Here is a 20,385-nt window from a genome sequence, read left to right as displayed (position 1 = left end):
CAACGCATAATGACAGACGCAGATCTAGACACCACCGTATACTACGACGACGACGCGGACAGTTCGTATCTCGACGACAAGACAGTAGCCGTCATCGGCTACGGCAGCCAGGGCCACGCCCACTCGCAGAACCTCGCCGAATCGGGCGTCGACGTGGTCGTCGGCCTGCGGAAGAGCTCGTCCTCGCGACAGGCCGCGAAGGACGACGGCCTCCGCGTGGCGACGCCCGCGACGGCCGCCGACGAGGCGGACATCGTCTCCGTGCTGGTCCCCGACACCGTCCAGCCGGCGGTCTTCGAGGAGATCAAAGGGAGCCTGGAGCCCGGCGACACGCTCCAGTTCGCCCACGGCTTCAACATCCACTACAACCAGATCCAGCCGCCCGAGGACGTCGACGTGACGATGGTCGCGCCGAAGTCCCCCGGACACCTGGTCCGCCGGAACTACGAGAACGACCAGGGCACGCCCGGTCTGCTGGCGATCTACCAGGACGTGACCGGCGAGGCGAAGGAGGAAGGCCTCGCGTACGCGAAGGCGATCGGCTGCACCCGCGCCGGCGTCATCGAGACGACGTTCCGCGAGGAGACCGAGACCGACCTCTTCGGCGAGCAGGCGGTGCTCTGCGGCGGGGCGACCGCGCTCGTCAAGGAGGGCTACGAGACGCTCGTCGACGCCGGGTACTCCCCGGAGATGGCGTACTTCGAGTGCCTGAACGAACTGAAGCTCATCGTCGATCTGATGTACGAGGGCGGGCTCTCGAATATGTGGGACTCCGTCTCCGACACCGCCGAGTACGGCGGGCTCTCCCGCGGCGACGACATCATCGACGAGCACGTCCGGGAGAACATGGAGGCGATGCTGGAAGACGTCCAGGACGGCACCTTCGCCCGCGAGTGGATCAACGAGAACCAGGCGGGCCGGCCGTCCTACACGCAGCTGAAGCACGCCGAAGAGACCCACCACATCGAGGAGGTCGGCGAGCCGCTGCGCGACCTGTTCGCGTGGGCCGACGAGGAAGAAGAGGCCGCCGAGGCGGCCGCGGACGACTGATCCGAAGATGACCGAAACACGGGTATCCACTGACGTCCAAGGTGATGTCGATGAGTGAGGGCACGCTGTACGACAAGGTCTGGGAGGAACACACCGTCTCGGAGCTGCCGACCGGACAGACGCAACTGTTCGTCGGCCTCCACCTCATCCACGAGGTGACGAGCCCCCAGGCGTTCGGAATGTTGCAGGAGCGCGACCTGGAGGTCGCCTACCCCGAACTGACCCACGCGACCGTCGATCACATCGTCCCGACGGCCGACCAGTCGCGTCCGTACCGCGACGACGCGGCCGAGGAAATGATGTCCGAACTGGAGGAGAACGTCCGCGAGTCGGGGATCCAGTTCTCCGACCCATCCACCGGCGATCAGGGGATCGTCCACGTCATCGGGCCCGAGCAGGGGCTCACCCAGCCCGGCAAGACGATCGTCTGCGGCGACTCCCACACCTCGACCCACGGCGCGTTCGGCGCGCTGGCGTTCGGGATCGGGACGAGCCAGATCCGCGACGTGCTGGCGACCCAGACCGTCGCGATGGAGAAGAAGAAGGTCCGGAAGATCGAGGTCACCGGCGAACTCGGCGAGGGCGTCGAGGCGAAAGACATCATCCTCGAAGTGATCCGCCGACTCGGCACCGAGGGCGGCGTCGGCTACGTCTACGAGTACGCCGGCGAGGCCATCGAGAACCTCGATATGGAGGGCCGGATGAGCATCTGCAATATGTCCATCGAGGGCGGCGCTCGCGCCGGCTACGTCAACCCCGACGAGACCACCTACGAGTGGCTCAAGGAGACCGACTACTTCCAGGAGCACCCCGAGAAGTTCGACGAGCTCAAACCCTACTGGGAGTCGATCCGCTCGGACGACGACGCCGAGTACGACGACGTCGTCACCATCGACGGCTCCGAACTGGAGCCCGTCGTCACCTGGGGCACCACGCCCGGCCAGGGCATCGGCATCTCCGAGCCGATCCCGGAGCCGGAGTCCCTGCCCGAAGACAAGCAGGACACGGCGCGACGCGCTCAAGAGCACATGCGCGTCGAGCCAGGCGACACGATGGAGGGCTACGAGATCGACGTCGCCTTCCTCGGATCCTGTACGAACGCGCGCCTGCCCGACCTCCGTCGCGCGGCGGAGATCGTCGAGGGCCGACAGGTCGACGAGGACGTCCGCGCGATGGTCGTCCCCGGAAGCCAGCGCGTGAAGGCCGCCGCCGAGGCGGAGGGCCTGGACGAAATCTTCGAGGCCGCCGGCTTCGAGTGGCGCAACGCGGGCTGTTCGATGTGTCTCGGGATGAACGAGGACCAGCTGCAGGGCGACGAGGCGTGTGCGTCCTCTTCGAACCGGAACTTCATCGGCCGCCAGGGCTCGAAGGACGGCCGGACGGTCCTGATGAATCCGCGGATGGTCGCCGCGGCGGCGATCAACGGCGAAGTGACTGACGTGCGCGACCTGCAGGAGGTGACCACGGTATGACGGACGAGATCCCCGAGATCGATTCGGTGACGGGCACCGGGATCCCCGTCCGCGGCAACGACATCGACACCGACCAGATCATCCCGGCGCGCTTCATGAAGGTCGTCACCTTCGACGGCCTCGGCGAGTTCGCCTTCTTCGACCAGCGGTTCGACGACGACGACAACCAGAAGGACCACCCCTTCAACGAACCGCAGTTCCAGGACGCCTCGGTCCTCGCGGTCAACGCCAACTTCGGCTGCGGCTCCTCGCGTGAGCACGCCCCCCAGGCGCTGATGCGCTGGGGGATCGACGCGATCGTCGGCGAGTCCTTCGCCGAGATCTTCGCCGGCAACTGCCTCGCGCTGGGCATTCCGACGGTCACCGCCGACCACGAGACGATCGTCGACCTCCAGGAGTGGATCGACGAGAACCCCGACGGCGAGATCCACGTCGACGTCGAATCGGAGACGGTCACCTACGGCGACAAAACTGTGGAAGCGACCGTCGACGACGCACAGCGGCGGGCGCTCACCGAGGGCGTCTGGGACACGACGGCGCTGATGAAGTCCAACGCCGACGCGGTCGCCGAGAAAGCCGCCGAACTCCCCTACGTCGATGTCTGAGGAGATCGTCGTCATCGAGGGCGACGGCATCGGCAAGGAGGTCGTCCCCGCGGCCGTCTCCGTCCTCGAAGCCGTCGGCGACTTCCGCTTCGTCGGCGCCGAGGCCGGCGACGCCGTGAAGGACGAGACCGGCGAGGCGCTCCCCCAGGAGACCTACGACACCGTCGCCGAGGCCGACGCGACGCTGTTCGGCGCCGCCGGCGAGACCGCGGCCGACGTGATCCTCCCGCTCCGGGAGGCCGTCGGCTCGTTCGTCAACGTCCGGCCCGCGCGGGCCTACCCGGGTGTCGACGCCGTCCGCCCGGAGACAGATCTCGTCTTCCTCCGGGAGAACACCGAGGGCGTCTACTCGGGCCACGAGGACCGCCTCTCGGACGACCTCTCGACGCTGACGCGCGTCGTCACGACCTCGGCCTCGGAACGCCTCGCGGAGTTCGCCTGCGAGTACGTCGACGAGCGCGGCGCCGACGGCTTCCACGTCGCCCACAAGGCGAACGTGATGCGCGAGACCGACGGCCGCTTCCGCGACGCCGTCGTCGACGTCGCCGAGCGCGAGGGCGTCGAGACCGAGGAGGTCCTGATGGACGCCTTCGCGACGCGCGTCTGTCTGGACCCCACGCAGTTCGACGTCGTCGTCTGCCCCAACCTCGCGGGCGACGTCCTCTCGGACCTCGCGGCCGGCCTCGTCGGCGGCCTCGGCCTCCTCCCGTCGGCAAACGTCGGCCCGGACAACGCCCTGTTCGAGCCCGTCCACGGCACCGCGCCCGACATCGCGGGCGAGGGTGTCGCCAACCCCTCGGCGGCGATCCTCTCGGCGGCGATGCTGCTCGATCACCTCGGGTACGGCGACGCGGCCGACGACGTGCGCGCGGCGGTCGAGTCCGTCCTGGCGGACGGCCCCCGGACGCCCGACCTCGGCGGCGACGCCGGAACCGAAGACGTCACCACGGCCGTCCTCAAGCGGCTGGACTGACTCGCAGTCCCGATTTCGGCGTCGAGTCGGCGCTCGGGCTCGTGCTCGGAGCTCGAATCGACTGCTTTTGATCTCTCGTCCGCGCTCGATCCCCCGACCGCGAGGAACACTTACAGATCTAGAGTGCCTGGTACGACCACCGATGTCCCGAAGGACCAGCGGGGCCGCACGGCCGGACCTGACGCCAGACCGCACCCCGGAGGAGGCGAACCGCTGATGCCAGAACGCGTCGTCACCGTCGTCCCGGAGGACGGACTCCACGCCCGGCCCGCCTCGAAGTTCGTCGAGGCCGCCGGCGAGGCCGACGCCGAGATCACCGTCGGTCGCGTGGACGGCGACCAGGTGAACGCCGTGAGTATGGTCTCTGTCACCCGCCTCGACGTCGAACCCGGCGAGGAGGTGCGACTGATCGCCGAGGGCGACGGCGCCGAGGCGGCGCTCGACGAACTGGTGCGGATCCTGACCACCCCGGAAGACGAACTCTGAGCCGGTGACCGAACGACGGCTCTCGGGGACCGGCGTCGCCCCGCGGTCGGGAGCCGGGACCGGCGTCTGGTACGGTCCCGACGCGGCGGTCGCTCTCGGCGACCCGCCCGACCCCGACTCTGTCGACGCCGAGCGGGAGCGCGATCGGTTCGAGGAGGCCCGCGAGGTCGCTCGCGAGGAGCTCCGCCGGGCGCGCGATCGCACCGCCGAACGGCTCGGCGAGTCCGAGGCCGCGGTGTTCGACGCGCACGTCCAGTTCCTCGACGACCCGCAGATCACAGAGGACGTCGACGCGGAACTCGATGCGGGATACCCCGCCGAGCACGCGGTGAGGCGAGCGTTCGACCGGGTGATCGAGGAGTTTGCCGACCTGGACGGCCGGATGGCAGAGCGCGCGGACGACCTGCGTGACGTGCGTGACCGGCTGCTCCGACTCCTCCTCGACGAGGAGCGGACTGACCTCGCCGCGTTGCCGCCGGGCAGCGTCGTCCTCGCGGAGCGGCTGACGCCGAGCGACACCGCCCGGCTCGACCCCGACCGGATCGCCGGCTTCGCCACGGTCTCCGGGGGGCCGACCTCCCACGCGGCGATCTTCGCGCGGTCGCTCGGGCTCCCGGCGGTCGTCGGCGTCGGCGAGGCGCTGCGGGATGTCGACGACGGCGCCGAGGTCGTCGTCGACGGCAGCGAGGGGACCGTCGTCGTCGATCCGGCCGAGTCGACGCTGGAAGCCGCCGCGGCCGACGCCGACGTCGAAGTCCGCCGCGACCCGGTCGCGACTGCCGACGGCACGCCGATAGAGGTGGCCGCGAACGCGGGGACTGAAGCCGACGTCCGGGCCGCGGTCGAGCACGGCGCCGACGGGATCGGCCTCTTCCGGACGGAGTTCCTCTTCCTCGACCAGTCTTCGCCTCCCACCGAAGACGAGCAGTACGACGTCTACCGCGAGGCGCTGGCGGCGTTCCCGGACGGTCGGGTCGTCGTCAGGACGCTCGACGTCGGCGGCGACAAGCCGGTCGACTACCTCGACCGTCCCGAGTCCGAGAATCCGTTCCTCGGGGAGCGCGGCGTCCGACGCTCGCTGGGTCCCGACGCGGACCTCTTCGAGACGCAACTCCGCGCACTGCTGCGCGCCGCGGGCGACGCCGACGGCGGGCGCCTGTCGGTGATGGTCCCGCTCGTCTCGACGGTCGAGGAGGTCGACGCCGCGACCGAGACGCTCGATTCCGTCGCGGCCGACCTCGACGCGGACGGCGTCTCGAACGCGCGCCCGGAGTTCGGCGTAATGGTCGAGACGCCGGCCGCGGCGTTCCTCGCCGAGGACCTCCTCGACCGCGTCGACTTCCTCAGCGTCGGCACGAACGACCTCGCGCAGTACGTGATGGCCGCCGCACGCGGGGACGAGCGGGTCGCCGGCCTCCGCGACTACCGCCAGCCCGCGGTGCTCCGCGCGATCGAAGCGACCGTCGCGGCGGCCGCGGGGACCGACGCCTGGGTCGGGATCTGCGGCGAGATGGCCGGCGATCCCGACCTGACGCCACTGCTCGTCGGGCTCGGCTTCGACGAACTGAGCGTGAGCCCGCCCGCCGTCCCGCAAATAAAACGGGCGGTGGCGGAGACGACGCGCTCCGACGCGCGGGAACTGGCCCGGCGGGCACTCGCGGCCGCGACGAAGCAGGAAGTCACAGAGATACTCGACGCGTCCCGGTAGCGGGGTCGGCGCGGCGGCGACCTACACGACCTACGACCTACAGTTCCGCGGGGTCCGTTCCCTCGAAGATGACGCGTTCGAGGTCGTCCAGGAGCCCCTCGGGGTCCTCGCGCTGGAAGATGTTCCGACCGACCGCGAGGCCGTTGCCGCCGACCGCGATCGTCGAGTAGACGTCTTCGAGGAAGGCGTCGTCGCTCCGCTTCGACCCGCCGCTCATCACCGTCTTCAGCCCGCTGACGGCGTCTTCGACCTGCTGCCAGCCGGCCTGCGTGCCGGGGTACTTGCACTTGACCATATCGGCGCCGAGTTCGAGGCCGAGGCGGGCGCCGTAGGCGACGACGTCGGGGTCCTCCTGGCCCGTGTATTCGTCGTTCTCCTGGATCCCTTTGCCGCGCGGGTAGCTCCACATCACCACGGGGAGATTGTGCTTCCGGGCGGCCTCCTGGACGTCGCGGAACTCCTTCCACATCTCGTCCTCGTGGAGCGAGCCCGCGTACATCGTGTAGCCGACCGCGTCGGCGTCGAGCTCCTCGGCGGCGTACCGCACCGAGCACTGCTTGGGGGAGTAGTAGTCGTCCCGCTTTGCGAGGTTGGAGTTGCCGTTCAGTTTGACGAGCAGCGGCGCGCCGTCGCCGACGTCGTTTTCACGCTCCCAGGCGCGGTAGTACTCCGCGTTTCCCTTCTGTAAGGCGATGGCCGTCACCGCGTCGTGGCGGCCGACCTCGAAGACGTGCGTGGGGTCGGCGCTCTTCGGCATCGGTTCGAAGTCGACGGGCCCGTGTTCGGTCCCGTGGTCGTAGGCGAGAATGAGGGAGTTTCCGTCCCGCGTGATCGGCGAGTCGTCGATGTGTCTCATATCACGAGGTATTCCATCGAAAGGGTTTCAATTTACCGTCCTTCGAAATTCGATCTGTTCGTTCGTCGTCACTCCGGCGCCGGATCCCCGGTCCGTGCTTACGGCGTCTCGGGCAGGAACGGCGCGGGGTCGTCGTGGACGAACGTCACGGTGTCGTCGTTCAGCCGGCGGCAGAAGAGCCGTATCGATCCCGTCTCGCGGATCGATTCGAGGGTGTCGGCGCCGGCGGCCGGGTCGTAGTACGCGGGGACGAAGACCGCCGTCTCGTCGTCGGGGTCGGTCTCGACGACGAGCAGGTACACCAGCGCGTCGCCCGTCGCGCGGAACACCTCCACGTCGCGGAAGGACCCGCGCTCGACCAGCCCTTCCAGCTCTTCGAACTCCGGATCCGGGAGGAGGACGTCGATGCCGGTCCGACGGCCGGAGTCGACGAGGACCGAGTCCCCGGGATGGAGTTCGAGCGTCTCCCATCCCTGCTCCCGGTATTCCGCTGCCGTGGCCTCCATGTCCTCGATGACGGCCGTCCAGCCGTCCCGTGCCTGTACGTTCGGTGGCGTCTCGTCCGCGGGCGGGTCGCTCATACGGGCACGCGTGCCGGTGGCGGCATAAAACGTTCCACTGCTCCCCCAAGATATTTTTCCGAAACTGTGCAATCGGCGAGGGTGACCGACCTCCTCTCGCTCTCGAACCTTCGGACCCAGTTCAAAACCGAACGGGGCGCGGTCAAGGCCGTCGACGGGATCGACCTCACCGTCGAACCGGGCGAGACCGTCGGCCTCGTCGGGGAGTCGGGCTCCGGAAAGAGCGTCACCGCCCTGTCCGCGATGGACCTCATCGACGATCCGGGCGAGATCGTCGACGGTCGCATCACCCTCCGCGACGCGGCGCTGGCCGCCTCGCTCCTCGACGAGTTCGGCAACGCCTTGGTCCCGTATCCGTCGGGGCTCGTCGAAGCCGTCTCGTCCCTCGGCGGCGACCTCCGCGCCGGAAACCGGCCCCGAAACGCCTCGGCCGAACTCCGCGGGATGGCGGATGACCTCGATCGCGACGCCGACCCCGCAGACCTCGCGGCTGATCTCCGCGATGCCGCCGACCGGCTCGCCGAGGGAGCGCCTCCCGAAGACGTCGGCGGGGCGCTCGCCGCGGCCCTCGACGACGCGGCCGACGGCTTCGTCTACGTCGACGACGACGCCCGCGCCCGGCTTCGCGACGGCACGGCCCCGAGCGACGTCGAGATTCGGGAGGGCGTCGTCGACGTGACGTCTGCGCCCGAGGCGGCCGTCCGGCGGATCCGCGGCGGCGAGATGGGGATGATCTTCCAGGACCCGATGACGTCGCTGAACCCCGCCGTCACCGTCGGCGAGCAGATCGCGGAGTCGCTGCGGCTGCACCGCTACGGCGGCCAAAAGAAGGACTCCTGGCTCAACGGCATCCGCGAGATCCTCCCGAAGATCGGCGGCCGGAAGGGCGACGAAGAGGTGATGGACGAGGTCGTACGGATGCTCCAGGCCGTCGGCATCCCGGAGGCGAAACAGCGGGTGAACGACTACCCACACGAGTTCTCCGGCGGGATGCGCCAGCGGGTGCTCGTCGCCATCGCGCTTGCGTGCCGGCCGAATCTGCTCATCGCCGACGAGCCCACGACCGCGCTCGACGTGACGATCCAGGCGCAGATCCTCGACCTCATCGACGACCTCCAGGAGGACTTCGGGATGTCGGTGCTGATGATCACCCACGACCTCGGCGTCGTCGCCGAGACCTGCGACAGGGTGGCCGTGATGTACGCCGGCGAGATCGTCGAGGAGGGCCCCGTCGAGGAGATCTTCCACAACCCCAGCCACCCCTACACGTACACGCTCCTGGAGTCGATCCCCACCGAGGACAAAGAGCGGCTGACCCCGATCGAGGGGAACGTCCCCGACCTGATCGACCTCCCCGAGGGCTGTCACTTCGCGCCCCGGTGTCCCTGGGCGGAAGACCGGTGTCTGGAGGGTGAGATCCCCGACCTGCAACACGGCCCGGAAGACGTCGACCACCGCGCGAAGTGCGTCCACGAGAGCTTCGACAAGGCCGCGTACGGGACCGAAGGCGTCGAAGCGGGGGGCGAGGCCGACGTCGGCGACCCGCTCGTCGAGGTCCGCGGGATGCGGAAGTACTACCAACAGGAGGACGGTCCGCTGGACCGCGTCGTCGGCGGGGGCGACCGGAGCGTCAAGGCGGTCGACGGCGTCGACCTAGACGTCCGGGAACGCGAGACGCTCGGGCTGGTCGGCGAATCCGGCTGCGGGAAGTCAACCGCGGGGCGGGCCATCCTGCACCTGGACCCGCCGACCGACGGCACCGTCGTGTTCGCCGGCGAGGACCTCGGCTCGCTGTCGAAGTCGGAACTGCGGAAGCGCCGCAAGGAGATGCAGATGGTGTTCCAGGATCCGATGTCCAGCCTGGACCCGCGGATGACGGCGGGCCAGACGATTATGGAGCCACTGAAGATCCACGGCCTCGCCGAGGGCCACCGCCGCGAGCGGGTGTTCGAGCTGATGGAGGCAGTCGGCCTCGAACGCGCCCAGTACGGACGCTACCCGCACGAGCTCTCGGGCGGCCAGCGCCAGCGCGTCGGCATCGCGCGCGCGCTCGCCGTGGATCCGGACTTCATCGTCGCCGACGAGCCGGTGTCGGCGCTCGACGTGTCCGTGCAGGCGCAGATCATCAACCTCCTCGAAGACCTCCAGGAGGAGTTCGGACTCACCTACCTGTTCATCGCCCACGACCTGAGCGTCGTCAGGCACATCTCCGATCGGGTGGCGGTGATGTACCTCGGGGAGATCGTCGAGGTCGCCGACACCGACGACCTCTTCGAGACGCCGAAGCACCCCTACACCCGGGCGCTCCTGTCGGCGATCCCCGAACCCGACCCGCTGGCGGACACCGGCGATCGGACCATCCTCAGGGGCGACGTACCCTCGCCGATCGATCCGCCGTCGAACTGTCGGTTCCGGACCCGCTGTCCGTCGATCATTCCGCCGGACGACCTCGACATCGACCAGGAGCGCTACCGCGAGGTGATGTTCTACCGCCAGCGCCTCGAAGCGGGCGACATCGACCTCGACGCGATCGAATCGGAGGTCCGCATCGAGTCCGAGTCCTCGCCGGCGGCCGTCGCCGACGGCGGCGCTGCGGCCACCGACGAGCACCCGGCGCTGTTCGAGTACTTCTTCGACGGCCCCCTTCCCGAAGAGGCCAGAGCGGTGGTGGCGGAGTCGTTCGAGCATCTGAAGAACGACCGGTGGGACCGGGCCGAAGCGACCCTCCGGGAGACCTTCGAAAGTGTCTGCGAGCGGGAACATCCCCGCCTCGGCGAACGCGATCACCCCGCGGCCTGTCACCTCCACGACGAGTGAATCGCCCGGCGCGCGAGCGCCGAGACGACCCCTTCCGGATGTATGTCATAATAGTTCTATTTTTCCATCAGTATTAACAAGATAGCACTATATATCCGACATATGGTCCCTGATACCAACGGTACCTCGAGACGTAGCTTCCTCAAACGAGCCGGCGGCGCGTCGGTCGCCGCGGCGTCGATCTCCTCGCTCGCCGGGTGCGGCGGGGGCGGCGGTGAGGACACCGCGACCGAGGGCGACACCGACGGCGGGATGGAAGACACCGAGACCGAGGGCGACGGCGACACCGGCGGCGGTGACACGACCAGGCTCCGATACGGCCGCGGGGCGCACTCCAGCACGCTGGACCCGCAGAACACCACGAGCGGCGAGGTCGCGAAGGTGACCAATCAGGCCTACGAGGGGCTGATCAGCTTCCAGATCGGCGAGGCGGCCCTCACCGAGGGGCTCGCCACCGAGTGGTCCCTCGACGGGGAGTCGGTGTCGCTGACGCTGCGCGAGGACGTGACGTTCCACGACGGCTCGGAGTTCACCGCCGACGACTTCATCGCCACCTACCGGCGGTTCGTCGACGAGGACTACGAGTACTACTTCGAGGACGCCTCCGTGTACGGCCCGTTCACGCTGGGCAACTGGATCGAGGAGGTCGAAGCCCCGAGCGACTACGAGCTCTCGATCACGCTGACTCAGACGTACGCGCCGTTCCTCCGGAACCTGGCGATGTTCGCGGCCGTCGTCATCTCCCAGGAGGCCATCGAGGGCGACACCAACCTCAACGAGGAGATGGTCGGGACCGGCCCCTTCCAGCTCGAGACCCTCGACGACGCCAACAACCGCATCCGGCTCAGCGCCTTCGACGACTACTGGGGCGAGACCCCGAACGTCGACGAGGTGCTGTTCCTGACGCGCGGGCAGAACTCCACGCGGGCGCAGGCCCTCGTCGAGGAGGAACTCGACATCATCGACGGGCTCGACCCCGACAGTATGCAGATCATCGAGGGCTCCGACACCGCGGAGAACCGGACGGCGACGGGGATCAACATCGGCTATATGGCGTTCAATCTCTCGCGGGTCGAGGCGTTCCGCGACCGCCGGGTCCGCCGGGCGATCAGTTACGCCATCGACACGCAGGCGATCGTCGAGAACATCTACTCGGGGATCGCCACCGAGGCCGACCAGCCGATCCCGCCGGCGCTGTTCGGGCACAACGACGACATCAGCCCCTACGAGTACGATCCCGAGCAGGCCCAGAGCCTCCTCGAAGAGGCGGGCTACGGCGACGGCTTCTCGTTCTCGCTGACGACGTTCCAGAACCCCCGCGGGTACAACCCCGCGCCGCTCCCGACCGCCCAGACGATCCGCTCGAACCTCGCAGAGGTCGGGATCGAGGTGTCGATCGACGACCGGCAGTTCTCCGATTACCTCACCTACACCAGCCAGGGGCGCCACGACGCGACGCTCGCGGGCTGGTACACCGACAATGCCGACCCCGACAACTTCTGTTACGTCCTGCTCCATCCCCAGACCGAGGTCCCCGAGGGACAGGACTGGGTCTCCTGGGACACCGAGGGCTTCAACACCTCGAACAACGCGGCGTGGGCAAACAGCGAGTATATGGATCTCGTCGAGCAGGCCCAGACGACCACCGACCAGGAAGAGCGGGCCCAGCTCTACCGTGAGGCCGCACAGCTCGCCCACGACGAGGCCCCCTGGGTGTTCATCGACTACGCCGACGAGGTCCGCGGCGTCTCCAACGGCGTGAGCAACTACACCGTCGCGGCCATCGGCGGGCCGTACCTCGAAGTCGTCGAGGTCGAGTAACGAGCACAGACTTTTTCCGCCTCCCACTCGCCGTTCTCCCTGAATGGTCTCGAAACGGTTCGTCCTGAAACGGCTCCTCCTGCTGTTCCCCGTGCTGTTCGGGGTCGCGACGGTCGTCTTTGCCATCCTCCACCTCTCGCCGGGCGACCCCGCGGTGACGATCGCCGGCGAGCGCGCGAGCCAGGAGTTCGTCAACGAGGTCCGGGCCGATCTCGGCCTCGACGACCCGCTGTGGCAGCAGTACGTGCGGTTCCTCGGCGACGTCGCGACGTTCGACTTCGGCCAGTCCTACCAGGTCAATCGCGGCACGCCGGTGAGCGAGATCCTCGCGGATCGGCTCCCGATCACGATCGAACTCGCGCTGCTCGGCGAGATCGCGGGCCTGCTGTTCGGGCTCCCGCTCGGCGTCCTCAGCGCGGTGAAACAGGACACCTGGGCCGACCACCTCACCCGGGTGGGCGCGCTCAGCGGCATCAGCGTCCCGATCTACTGGAGCGGCCCGCTCCTCATCCTGCTTTTCGCGCAGTTCCTCGGCCTCTTGCCGACGAGCGGCCGGATCGGCTCGGAGTTCTTCATCGAGCCGGTCACCGGGTTCATCCTCGTCGACACGCTGTTGGCCGGAAACGTCGCGGCGTTCCGCTCGGCCGTCTATCACCTCCTGTTGCCGGTGGTGGTGCTTGGGATCTACCAGATGGCCCTGCTCTCGCGGATGATGCGCTCGTCGATGGTCGAGGTGATCCGCCAGGACTACATGCGGACCGCCCGCGCGAAGGGTCAGGGCTCGAAGATCACCGTGATGAAACACGGCCTCCGCAACGCCTTCATCCCCGTCATCACCGTCATCGGGATCCAGTTCGGCTCCCTGCTCGGCGGGGCCGTCCTGACCGAGACCGTCTTCGAGATCAACGGCATCGGCACGCTGCTCGTGGACGCGATCAACCGTAGCGACTACCCCGTCGTCCAGGGGACCGTCCTGGTCTTCGCCGTGCTGTACACGCTGGTGAATCTGGCGGTGGACATCACCTACTCGGTCTTCGACCCCCGCATCGAACAATGAGCACTGAAACACAGACCGGCACCGTCGACCGAGGCATCGTCGAGCGGCTCCGCGCGAGCCCGTTCCTCTCGCAGCTGCTCTCGAACCGACTCGCCGTCACCGGGCTCGTCATCATCGCCGGGGTCATCGTGCTCGCGGCGTACGCGCGGGTCGCCTACGACCTGAGCGACCTGATGGCGACGCAGTTCGGCACACACCCCGCCGAGGCGCCGCCCAGTATGGACTACCCGTTCGGCACCGACGGACAGGCCCGCGACATCTTCCCCCGGGTGCTCTATGGGGCCTGGTACGCGGTGCTCTACGGGACCGTCACCGTCGCGGCCTCGACCGTCCTCGGCGTCGGTCTGGGCATCCTCGCGGCGTACTACGGCGACCTCACGGACAACCTCATCATGCGGACGATGGACGTCCTGCTGTCGTTCCCGTCGCTGCTCTTGGCGCTGGCGCTCGTCACGATCTTCCCCGAGGAGTTGGGCCTGTGGCGGGCCGTCGCCGCGCTGACGCTCGTCTACACGCCGCGGTTCGCGCGCGTGGTCCGCGGCGCGGCGCTGAAGGTGCTCGAAGACGAGTACACCGACGCCACGAAGGCGCTCGGGGCGACCGACCCTCGGCTCCTCGTCCGGCACGTCCTGCCGAACTGCCTCGCGCCGATCACCGTGCAGTCGACGCTCAACTACGGCCTCGCGATCATCGACATCGCGGCGCTGTCGTTCCTCGGCTTCGGCGCCAGCCCGGGCGAACCGACCTGGGGGATGATGCTCTCGAACGGCGTCGAGTTCGGGCTGTTCTCGGGCGCGTGGTGGTGGTCGTTCTTCCCCGGTCTACTGCTCGCGCTGACGGTGCTCGGCTTCAATCTCCTCGGCGACGGGATGCGCGACGCCTTGGACCCGCGGATGCGGGAGACCGTTGACTGAGACCGACGGCCGGCCCGACGGCCGCGCGATCGCGCGGTGGCTCGGCGTCGGCGCCGCCCTCGGCGTCGTCGTCGCCGGCGCGCTGCTGCCGCTGTCCGGACCGAAGGCCGCCACGGACACGTCCTTCGCCCTCGGCGCGCTGGTGTTCGGGTTCGGCGTCGCCACGTGGGCCGGAACCGTGGGGTTCGGCGAGTCGCTGGGCGCGGTGCAGGACCGGCTCGGGGGCCACTCCGGGTGGACCCAGGAGGGCGCCCGACAGGCGTTCGCCGTGCTGACCTGGGTCGGCGTCGGCTGGTCGAGCGCCGCGATCGCGACGTCGATCGCGCTGGTCGGGCTGTGACCGCGGGGCGACGTCCCCGCGCCGTCTCGCCATTCGCTCCGTTATCCGGGTCGCGACCGGGCGTTTAAGTTGCCCGGCGGCGTGGCCCTACGTATGCCACAGGTACACCTCGACGAGGAGACCGTCGCCCGACTCGACTCCCTCCGGCAGGGAGAGGAAGACTACGACGAGATCGTGACCGAACTCATCAACATCTACGAGGCCGAAGAGCTCACCCTCTTCCACAGCGGCGACGAAGTCTAGATCCGAGCCGGAACGGCTCTATTCGGTGCATAAACGCTCCGCTCCGCATCGATTACGTTCCGAACTGCGAGGAACAGCGCCTAGCTGAGGCGGTACCGCTCGGCGTCCTGATCGATCAGTTCGCGCTCTCGGAGCGTCGAGAGGATGCTGTACAGCGAGATCTTCTTCATATCGAGACTGGCTTCGAGTTCGGCGAGTGAGGCTTCACCGTGGGTCGAGAGGAACAGATAGACCAGTTTCGCCCGCGGCGATTCGAGTTCAGACGGCATCGACGGGGCGTCGATCCCGGCTGTCGGCTGAGAGTGCATCGAGCGCTGCATCGTTGTTACCGGATCGTTGGGTTCGACGATAATAAAACCCATCTACAACGATCGTCGAACTGCCCGGATTCGTGACGGGGTTTCAGAGCGGCTGAAACGGCTGTTTCGAGAATCCCGAACGATCCTTCATCGCGATTTCGCGCCGAATCGACGGGTTGTCTTTCGACTCCTGACGACAGTGAGACGCGTTGGCACGGGGTTCGGAGTGGAAGGGGCGGGAGTCGAACCACGCGAAGCCGTATGCCGGAGCGACCGAGTGACGGTCGCTGCCGGATTGCTCTACCACTGAGCCACCCTTCCACACTGCGGTACGCTGCGGTCCCCTATAGGGGTGACGCCGGAACGGGAGATACGATACCGAGGAGTCGAGACGGGGCTCAGTAGCTCCGGATCTTCGGCTCGTAGCGCTTGTCCTCGCCTTCGAGGATGACCGGCTTGAACCACAGTTCGGGCGAGCCGCCGTTCCACGACAGCAGCGTGTGCTTCAGCCAGTTCTCGTCGTCGCGTTCCTGGTGTTCCTTCCGCCAGTGGGCCCCGCGGAACTCCTCGCGGGCGAGCGCGCCGAGGGTGATCGCCTCGGCGAGGTCGATGATGTTCCGCGTCTCGATCGTGTGCAGGAGGTCGGTGTTGAACGTCCGCGACTGGTCGGCGACGCCGACCTCGGCGTACTTCTCGCGCGCCTCGCGGATGTCACGGAGCGCCTGCTTGAGGCCCTCCTTCTCCCGGAAGACGTTGACGTGCTGGGTCATCGATTCTTGGACCTCCGAGCGGATCTCGGCGTGGTTGCGCCCGTCCTCGTTGTCCAGGAGCGATTCGATGCGCACCTGGGTCCGCTCTGTCGCGCGCTGGACCAGCTCGTCGGGATCGAGATCCGACGCGGCCGCGCCACCGTCTGCGACCGCATCGCCGGCGCCGGTGCCCGGCACGTCGCCCGGTTCGACGGGCGTGTCGACGTCGCCGGCCTCCCAGTCGCCGCGCTTGCCCGTCGGGATCTCCGCTTCTTTCATATCGCGGCCGGCGGCGTGGTGGCCGGCGCGCGCGCCGAAGACGATGAGCTCCGGGAGGGCGTTGCCGCCGAGGCGGTTCGAGCCGTGGACGGATGCGCAGGCGCACTCGCCGGCGGCGTACAGCCCCGAGACGCAGGTCTCGCCGTTCTCGTCGGTCTCGATGCCGCCCATCGCGTAGTGCTGACCGGGCTTGACGGGCATCGGCTCTTCGAGGGGGTCGACGCCCTCGAAGTCCTCCGAGAGGTGGATGATGTTTTCGAGCCGGTCGACGATCCGCTCCTCGCCGAGGTGACGCATGTCGAGGTGGACGTACTCGTCTTCGATTCCTCGTCCTTCGTTGACCTCGGTGAGTTCGGCGCGGGAGACCACGTCGCGGGAGGCGAGCTCGCCGTCGTTGTTGGCGTATCCGTACTCGAACATGAACCGCTCGCCCTCCTCGTTGTAGAGGATGCCGCCCTCGCCGCGGACGCCCTCGGTGATCAGGACCCCCGTGGAGGGAAGCGTCGTCGGGTGGAACTGGATGAACTCCATGTCCTCGATCGGGACGCCCGCGCGGTAGGCCATCGCGACGCCGTCGCCCGTGTTCGCGACGGCGTTTGTCGTGTGGTCGTAGACCTGGCCGAGGCCGCCGGTCGCGAGGATGACGCCGTCGCGGGCGCGGAAGCCCTCGATCGTCCCCGATTGGATGTCGTAGCCGACGACGCCGTGGCACGACCGGTCTTCGGGCTCGGGCTCGTCGGAGACGGCAAGATCGAGGACGTACCACTCGTCGTAGACCTCGATGCCGCGCTTGACGAGCTGCTCGTACATCGTGTGCAGCAGCTGGTGGCCCGTCTCGGCGCCCGCGTAGGTCGTCCGCGGGAACGACAGGCCGCCGAACGGCCGCTGGCTGACGCGGCCGTCCTCCTCGCGCGAGAAGGCCATCCCCCAGTGTTCGAGCTGGATGACCTCCTCGGGGCTGTCCTGGGCGAGCGTCTCGATGGCCGGCGCGTCGCCGAGGTAGTCCGACCCCTTCATCGTGTCGTAGGCGTGGTCCTGCCAGGAGTCGCCCTCCCGCAGCGCCGCGTTGATGCCGCCCTCCGCGGCGCCGGTGTGGCTCCGGACCGGGTGGAGTTTCGAGACGATGGCCACGTCGGCCCCCTCTTCCTGTGCCGCGATGGCCGCCCGGAGCCCCGCGCCCCCGGCGCCCACCACGATGACGTCGTGTTCGTGCATAGTCGTACCTTTGATTACCAGAACTTGAGGTTGTTCTTGACCGCCTCGCGCTTGAGCTCCTGGATGTGCTCCGTCAGCGGTATGTCCTTCGGACAGACCTCCGTACAGGAGAACTGGGTCTGACACCGCCAGACGCCGTGTTCCTGTTCGAGGATTTCGAGGCGTTGCTGCTTCATCTCCTCGCCCTCGCGCTCGTCCATCGTGAAGCGGTAGGCCTTGTTGAGCGCGGCCGGGCCGAGGTACTGATTGTCGCCCGCGGCGATGTTACACGAGGACATACACGCCCCGCACCAGATGCACCGCGTCGACATCTTCACCTTCTCGCGGTTCTCCCGCGACTGGCGCTGCTCTTCGAGTTCGCCGTCGGGGAGGTCGTTCGTCTGGAAGTACGGCTCGACGGCCTCCATCTGGTCGTAGAAGTGCTCCATGTCCACGACGAGGTCCTTCACGACCTCCGCGTGCGGGAGCGGCTCGATCCGGACGGGCTCTTCGAGGTCCGACAGCTGGGTCTTACAGCAGAGGCGCTGGGAGCCGTTGACGAACATCGCGTCCGAGCCGCAGATCGCCTGCCGGCAGGAGTGCCGGAACGTGAGGCTCGAATCGTAGGTGTCGCGGGCGTACATCAGCGCGTCGAGGACGGTCATCCCCTTCTCGAAGGGGACGTGGAAGTCGTCGAAGCGCGGCTCTTTCTTCCCCGCGATCTCGGGGTCGTAGCGGAACACCTTCAGGTGGTAGGTGTCCTCGTCGTCGAGCGCCTTCTCGGCCTCCTCGGCCTGCCGCTGGCGCTCCTGCTCTGCGGCGCGGTCGCGCTTCTTCTGGAGGCGGCGCTCTTGGGCCTCCGGCTGCGGTTCGACCTCGTCGGCGGACGATTCGTCGTCGACCTGTTCTGGGAGTTGCGTGCTCATTGTCTTAGATCGGGACGCCTCCGGCCCACGCGAGTGCGGTTCTGACACCCTGGACGATCACGACGACGCTCGCGAGCCCGAGGACGAGCTTCGCGGCGGTCTTGCGGGTCCCGCTGATGCCCTGATTGACGAGGGCGTTGTAGACGCCGTTGACGCCGTGGAACGTGGCTGTCAGCAGAAAGAGAATCATCAGCGAGAAGTAGGTGAGCTCCTGCATCCGGCCCTGCGACATCGCGAAGGTCACCTCGTCGGCGTGGTGGACGAAGTGCAAGAGGAAGAAGTGGAACGCGAGGACGACCACCAGGAACGCGGCGGTGATGCGCTGCCAGAGCCACCGGCGGCCGCCGCGCTCGAAAGAGGAGTAGCGCTCGGCCATCAGCCGAACACCCCCGCGAGGAACGTCGGCACGCTCGCGACGACGATCGCGCCGGTGAGAAGCAGCGACGCATAGAAGCTCTTGTCCTGCGATTCGAGTCCGAGTCCGAGATCGACGAACAGGAGTCGGAGCCCGTTGAGGATGTGGAAGACGGCGACCGCGAGCAGCCCGACCTCCAGGATGCGCACGACGAGCAGGCTCTCCAGCGACTGGATCGTCGTCGTGTACGCCTCCGGGCTCTGCAGTGCCGTCGACAACACGGCGATGTGGGTGAAGAGATAGCCCACGAGCACCCAGCCCGTGAACTTGTGGAACACCCAGGCCCACATTCCCGCCGAGAACTCCCGCCAGCGGCCGAAGTCCTCGATGCGGCCCCGATTGTAAGACTGACTCATACTCTTCTGGACGTCGGGACGGACCCACTATAGAACTTACGTGTACGTCCCGGCACACAGCCGGGCTCGATCGCCGGACGGCGGCGATTTCGACGGCGTCGCTGTCGTGCGGATCGAGCGCCGTCTCTCCGACCGACGGCGCGAACCGCCCGGTCGATGCTCGATCGATGCTCGATTACCGATCCGCTCTCGGCTGCACCCGCCGCGACTGCTCGCGCTCGACGACCTGCCGGACGTCGGATTCGAGTTCGACCAGGTGACACAGGGGGTTTCCGGGGTAGACCACGGGGTTTTCGAGCACGCCGACGAGGAGCCCCGTGAAGGGCGCCTCGACGGCGATGTTGTCGCTCTTGAACGGGTCGGTGAGCGTGCAGATCCGGTCGCCCTCGTGGACGAGCGAGCCGCGCTCGTAGTGCATATCGACGATTCCCCCGGCGTCCGCGCGGATCCAGGTCTTCTCGTTGTCGTCGTCGATGACGGTCCGCCAGCCGGGCCAGCGGACGGTCGACCGGTCCCAGAGGTCGTACTCGGCGAAGACGCTCTCGACGCCGCGGAGCGCCTCGTCGATGAGGCCGCGCTGGAAGCGGTGGGCCTCGCCCATCTCGATCGTCACCGTCGGGACCCCGACCTCGGCGGCCTCGGTGCGGAGCATCCCGCTCGACCCCTCGCTGTCGATGATGACGTTCGATCCGAACGCGTGCGCGAGGCGGGCGATGTCGTCGTCGGCCATATCCGCGCGGACGTGGAGCATATTCGTCCGGCCCCGGGTCGAGGTGTGGAAGTCGAGGCCGAAGTCGCAGGGCGCCACGAAGTTCGCGAAGATCCGCGCGGCCATCCGCTTGGCGCTCGTCGAGGTCTCGTCGCCGGGGAACGATCGGTTCAGGTCGCGGTCGTAGATCGGGAGGTAGCGCTGCTGTGCCAGGAATCCGGGGACGTTCAGCACGGGGAGACAGACGAGAGTGCCCGCGAGCTCCGAGAGGTCCCACTCGTGGGCGACCTCCCGCACCACTTCGATGCCGTTGAGTTCGTCGCCGTGGGCGGCCGCCGAGAGGAAGGCCGTCGGTCCGTCGCGCTCGCCGTTGATGATCGTCACCGGGATGCGGACCGGATCCCCCAGGTACGTCTCGCTGATGCCGTACCGGAGGTTCTGGCGCTCCCCGGGCTCGACCTTCCCCCCATTGTAGGTGAAGGCCCCGTCTATGCTCATACCCGCCCTCGGACATCCGGCGGGATAAACGCTCGTA

20 protein-coding genes and 1 tRNA gene are annotated in these 20,385 nt (G+C 68.0%); 12 read left to right on the top strand and 9 right to left on the bottom strand.

All coding sequences use genetic code 11. The features are described 5' to 3' along the window. Positions 1 to 9 precede the first annotated feature (9 nt). The 6 genes from ilvC to ptsP all read left to right on the top strand — a co-directional run bounded on the left by ilvC (position 10) and on the right by ptsP (position 6,294). Positions 10 to 1,050 carry a ketol-acid reductoisomerase gene (gene ilvC, locus OS889_RS10665; RefSeq protein WP_372389754.1) on the top strand — a complete coding sequence of 347 codons (1,041 nt, stop codon included), beginning with the start codon at positions 10 to 12 and terminating at the stop codon, positions 1,048 to 1,050. Positions 1,051 to 1,100: 50 nt separating this feature from the next. Further along, on the top strand, positions 1,101 to 2,522 hold the full coding sequence (leuC, locus tag OS889_RS10660; protein ID WP_372389753.1) for a 3-isopropylmalate dehydratase large subunit: 1,422 nt from the start codon (positions 1,101 to 1,103) through the stop codon (positions 2,520 to 2,522). After that, positions 2,519 to 3,127, top strand: coding sequence for a 3-isopropylmalate dehydratase small subunit (leuD, locus tag OS889_RS10655; protein WP_372389751.1), 609 nt, complete (start codon positions 2,519 to 2,521; stop codon positions 3,125 to 3,127). The genes leuC and leuD overlap by 4 nt, the downstream gene beginning before the upstream one ends. After that, the gene (gene leuB, locus OS889_RS10650; RefSeq protein ID WP_372389750.1) at positions 3,120 to 4,100 is read left to right on the top strand and encodes a 3-isopropylmalate dehydrogenase; all 981 of its coding nucleotides are present in this window, start codon (positions 3,120 to 3,122) and stop codon (positions 4,098 to 4,100) included. The genes leuD and leuB overlap by 8 nt, the downstream gene beginning before the upstream one ends. A 216-nt stretch (positions 4,101 to 4,316) precedes the next feature. Further along, positions 4,317 to 4,586 carry an HPr family phosphocarrier protein gene (locus tag OS889_RS10645; RefSeq protein WP_372389749.1) on the top strand — a complete coding sequence of 90 codons (270 nt, stop codon included), beginning with the start codon at positions 4,317 to 4,319 and terminating at the stop codon, positions 4,584 to 4,586. A 4-nt stretch (positions 4,587 to 4,590) separates the two neighbouring features. Beyond that, positions 4,591 to 6,294 (top strand): phosphoenolpyruvate--protein phosphotransferase, encoded by a 1,704-nt coding sequence (ptsP, locus tag OS889_RS10640; RefSeq protein ID WP_372389748.1) that lies wholly within the window; start codon positions 4,591 to 4,593, stop codon positions 6,292 to 6,294. 37 nt (positions 6,295 to 6,331) lie between these two features. Here ptsP and OS889_RS10635 read toward each other — a convergent pair whose 3' ends face one another. Both OS889_RS10635 and OS889_RS10630 read right to left on the bottom strand, forming a co-directional pair. Further along, complete coding sequence (locus OS889_RS10635) at positions 6,332 to 7,150, bottom strand: class I fructose-bisphosphate aldolase (protein ID WP_372389746.1); 819 nt, start codon at positions 7,148 to 7,150, stop codon at positions 6,332 to 6,334. Between the two features lie 98 nt (positions 7,151 to 7,248). Continuing rightward, positions 7,249 to 7,731 carry a DUF7529 family protein gene (locus OS889_RS10630; RefSeq protein ID WP_372389745.1) on the bottom strand — a complete coding sequence of 161 codons (483 nt, stop codon included), beginning with the start codon at positions 7,729 to 7,731 and terminating at the stop codon, positions 7,249 to 7,251. An 81-nt stretch (positions 7,732 to 7,812) separates the two neighbouring features. Between OS889_RS10630 and OS889_RS10625 the strand changes: the two genes are divergently transcribed. The 6 genes from OS889_RS10625 (at position 7,813) to OS889_RS10600 (ending at position 14,923) form a co-directional block, all read left to right on the top strand. Further along, the gene (locus OS889_RS10625) at positions 7,813 to 10,548 is read left to right on the top strand and encodes an ABC transporter ATP-binding protein (RefSeq protein WP_372389744.1); all 2,736 of its coding nucleotides are present in this window, start codon (positions 7,813 to 7,815) and stop codon (positions 10,546 to 10,548) included. A gap of 102 nt (positions 10,549 to 10,650) precedes the next feature. Further along, a complete protein-coding gene (locus OS889_RS10620) occupies positions 10,651 to 12,369 on the top strand; it encodes an ABC transporter substrate-binding protein (RefSeq protein WP_372389743.1) in 1,719 nt (572 codons plus the stop codon). A gap of 43 nt (positions 12,370 to 12,412) precedes the next feature. Then, positions 12,413 to 13,426 carry an ABC transporter permease gene (locus OS889_RS10615; protein ID WP_372389741.1) on the top strand — a complete coding sequence of 338 codons (1,014 nt, stop codon included), beginning with the start codon at positions 12,413 to 12,415 and terminating at the stop codon, positions 13,424 to 13,426. After that, positions 13,423 to 14,340, top strand: coding sequence for an ABC transporter permease (locus OS889_RS10610; protein WP_372389740.1), 918 nt, complete (start codon positions 13,423 to 13,425; stop codon positions 14,338 to 14,340). Before OS889_RS10615 ends, OS889_RS10610 begins: the two co-directional genes overlap by 4 nt. Continuing rightward, positions 14,333 to 14,680 carry a DUF7268 family protein gene (locus tag OS889_RS10605; RefSeq protein WP_372389739.1) on the top strand — a complete coding sequence of 116 codons (348 nt, stop codon included), beginning with the start codon at positions 14,333 to 14,335 and terminating at the stop codon, positions 14,678 to 14,680. Before OS889_RS10610 ends, OS889_RS10605 begins: the two co-directional genes overlap by 8 nt. Positions 14,681 to 14,773: 93 nt before the next feature. After that, the gene (locus tag OS889_RS10600) at positions 14,774 to 14,923 is read left to right on the top strand and encodes a DUF7557 family protein (RefSeq protein WP_372389737.1); all 150 of its coding nucleotides are present in this window, start codon (positions 14,774 to 14,776) and stop codon (positions 14,921 to 14,923) included. 80 nt (positions 14,924 to 15,003) lie between these two features. Here OS889_RS10600 and OS889_RS10595 read toward each other — a convergent pair whose 3' ends face one another. The 7 genes from OS889_RS10595 to OS889_RS10565 form a co-directional block, all read right to left on the bottom strand. Continuing rightward, complete coding sequence (locus OS889_RS10595; RefSeq protein WP_372391601.1) at positions 15,004 to 15,243, bottom strand: TrmB family transcriptional regulator; 240 nt, start codon at positions 15,241 to 15,243, stop codon at positions 15,004 to 15,006. 206 nt (positions 15,244 to 15,449) lie between these two features. Then, positions 15,450 to 15,543: transfer RNA gene (locus OS889_RS10590), tRNA-Arg, on the bottom strand. Between the two features lie 77 nt (positions 15,544 to 15,620). Next, positions 15,621 to 17,465: an FAD-binding protein gene (locus OS889_RS10585; protein ID WP_372389736.1), complete on the bottom strand. Its 1,845-nt coding sequence runs from the start codon at positions 17,463 to 17,465 to the stop codon at positions 15,621 to 15,623. A gap of 14 nt (positions 17,466 to 17,479) precedes the next feature. Next, positions 17,480 to 18,370 carry a succinate dehydrogenase/fumarate reductase iron-sulfur subunit gene (locus OS889_RS10580; RefSeq protein WP_372389735.1) on the bottom strand — a complete coding sequence of 297 codons (891 nt, stop codon included), beginning with the start codon at positions 18,368 to 18,370 and terminating at the stop codon, positions 17,480 to 17,482. A gap of 4 nt (positions 18,371 to 18,374) precedes the next feature. Further along, positions 18,375 to 18,746, bottom strand: coding sequence for a succinate dehydrogenase hydrophobic membrane anchor subunit (locus OS889_RS10575; RefSeq protein ID WP_372389733.1), 372 nt, complete (start codon positions 18,744 to 18,746; stop codon positions 18,375 to 18,377). Next, complete coding sequence (gene sdhC, locus OS889_RS10570) at positions 18,746 to 19,141, bottom strand: succinate dehydrogenase, cytochrome b556 subunit (RefSeq protein ID WP_372389732.1); 396 nt, start codon at positions 19,139 to 19,141, stop codon at positions 18,746 to 18,748. Before sdhC ends, OS889_RS10575 begins: the two co-directional genes overlap by 1 nt. 175 nt (positions 19,142 to 19,316) lie before the next feature. Further along, on the bottom strand, positions 19,317 to 20,348 hold the full coding sequence (locus tag OS889_RS10565; RefSeq protein WP_372389730.1) for a succinylglutamate desuccinylase/aspartoacylase family protein: 1,032 nt from the start codon (positions 20,346 to 20,348) through the stop codon (positions 19,317 to 19,319). Between the last annotated feature and the right edge of the window lie 37 nt (positions 20,349 to 20,385).

Source organism: Halobellus sp. MBLA0158 (assembly GCF_041477585.1).
GTDB classification, from domain to species: domain Archaea; phylum Halobacteriota; class Halobacteria; order Halobacteriales; family Haloferacaceae; genus Haloquadratum; species Haloquadratum rubicundus.
Note: the sequence above shows the minus strand (reverse complement) of the source record. Positions and strands in the feature narration are given on the sequence as shown.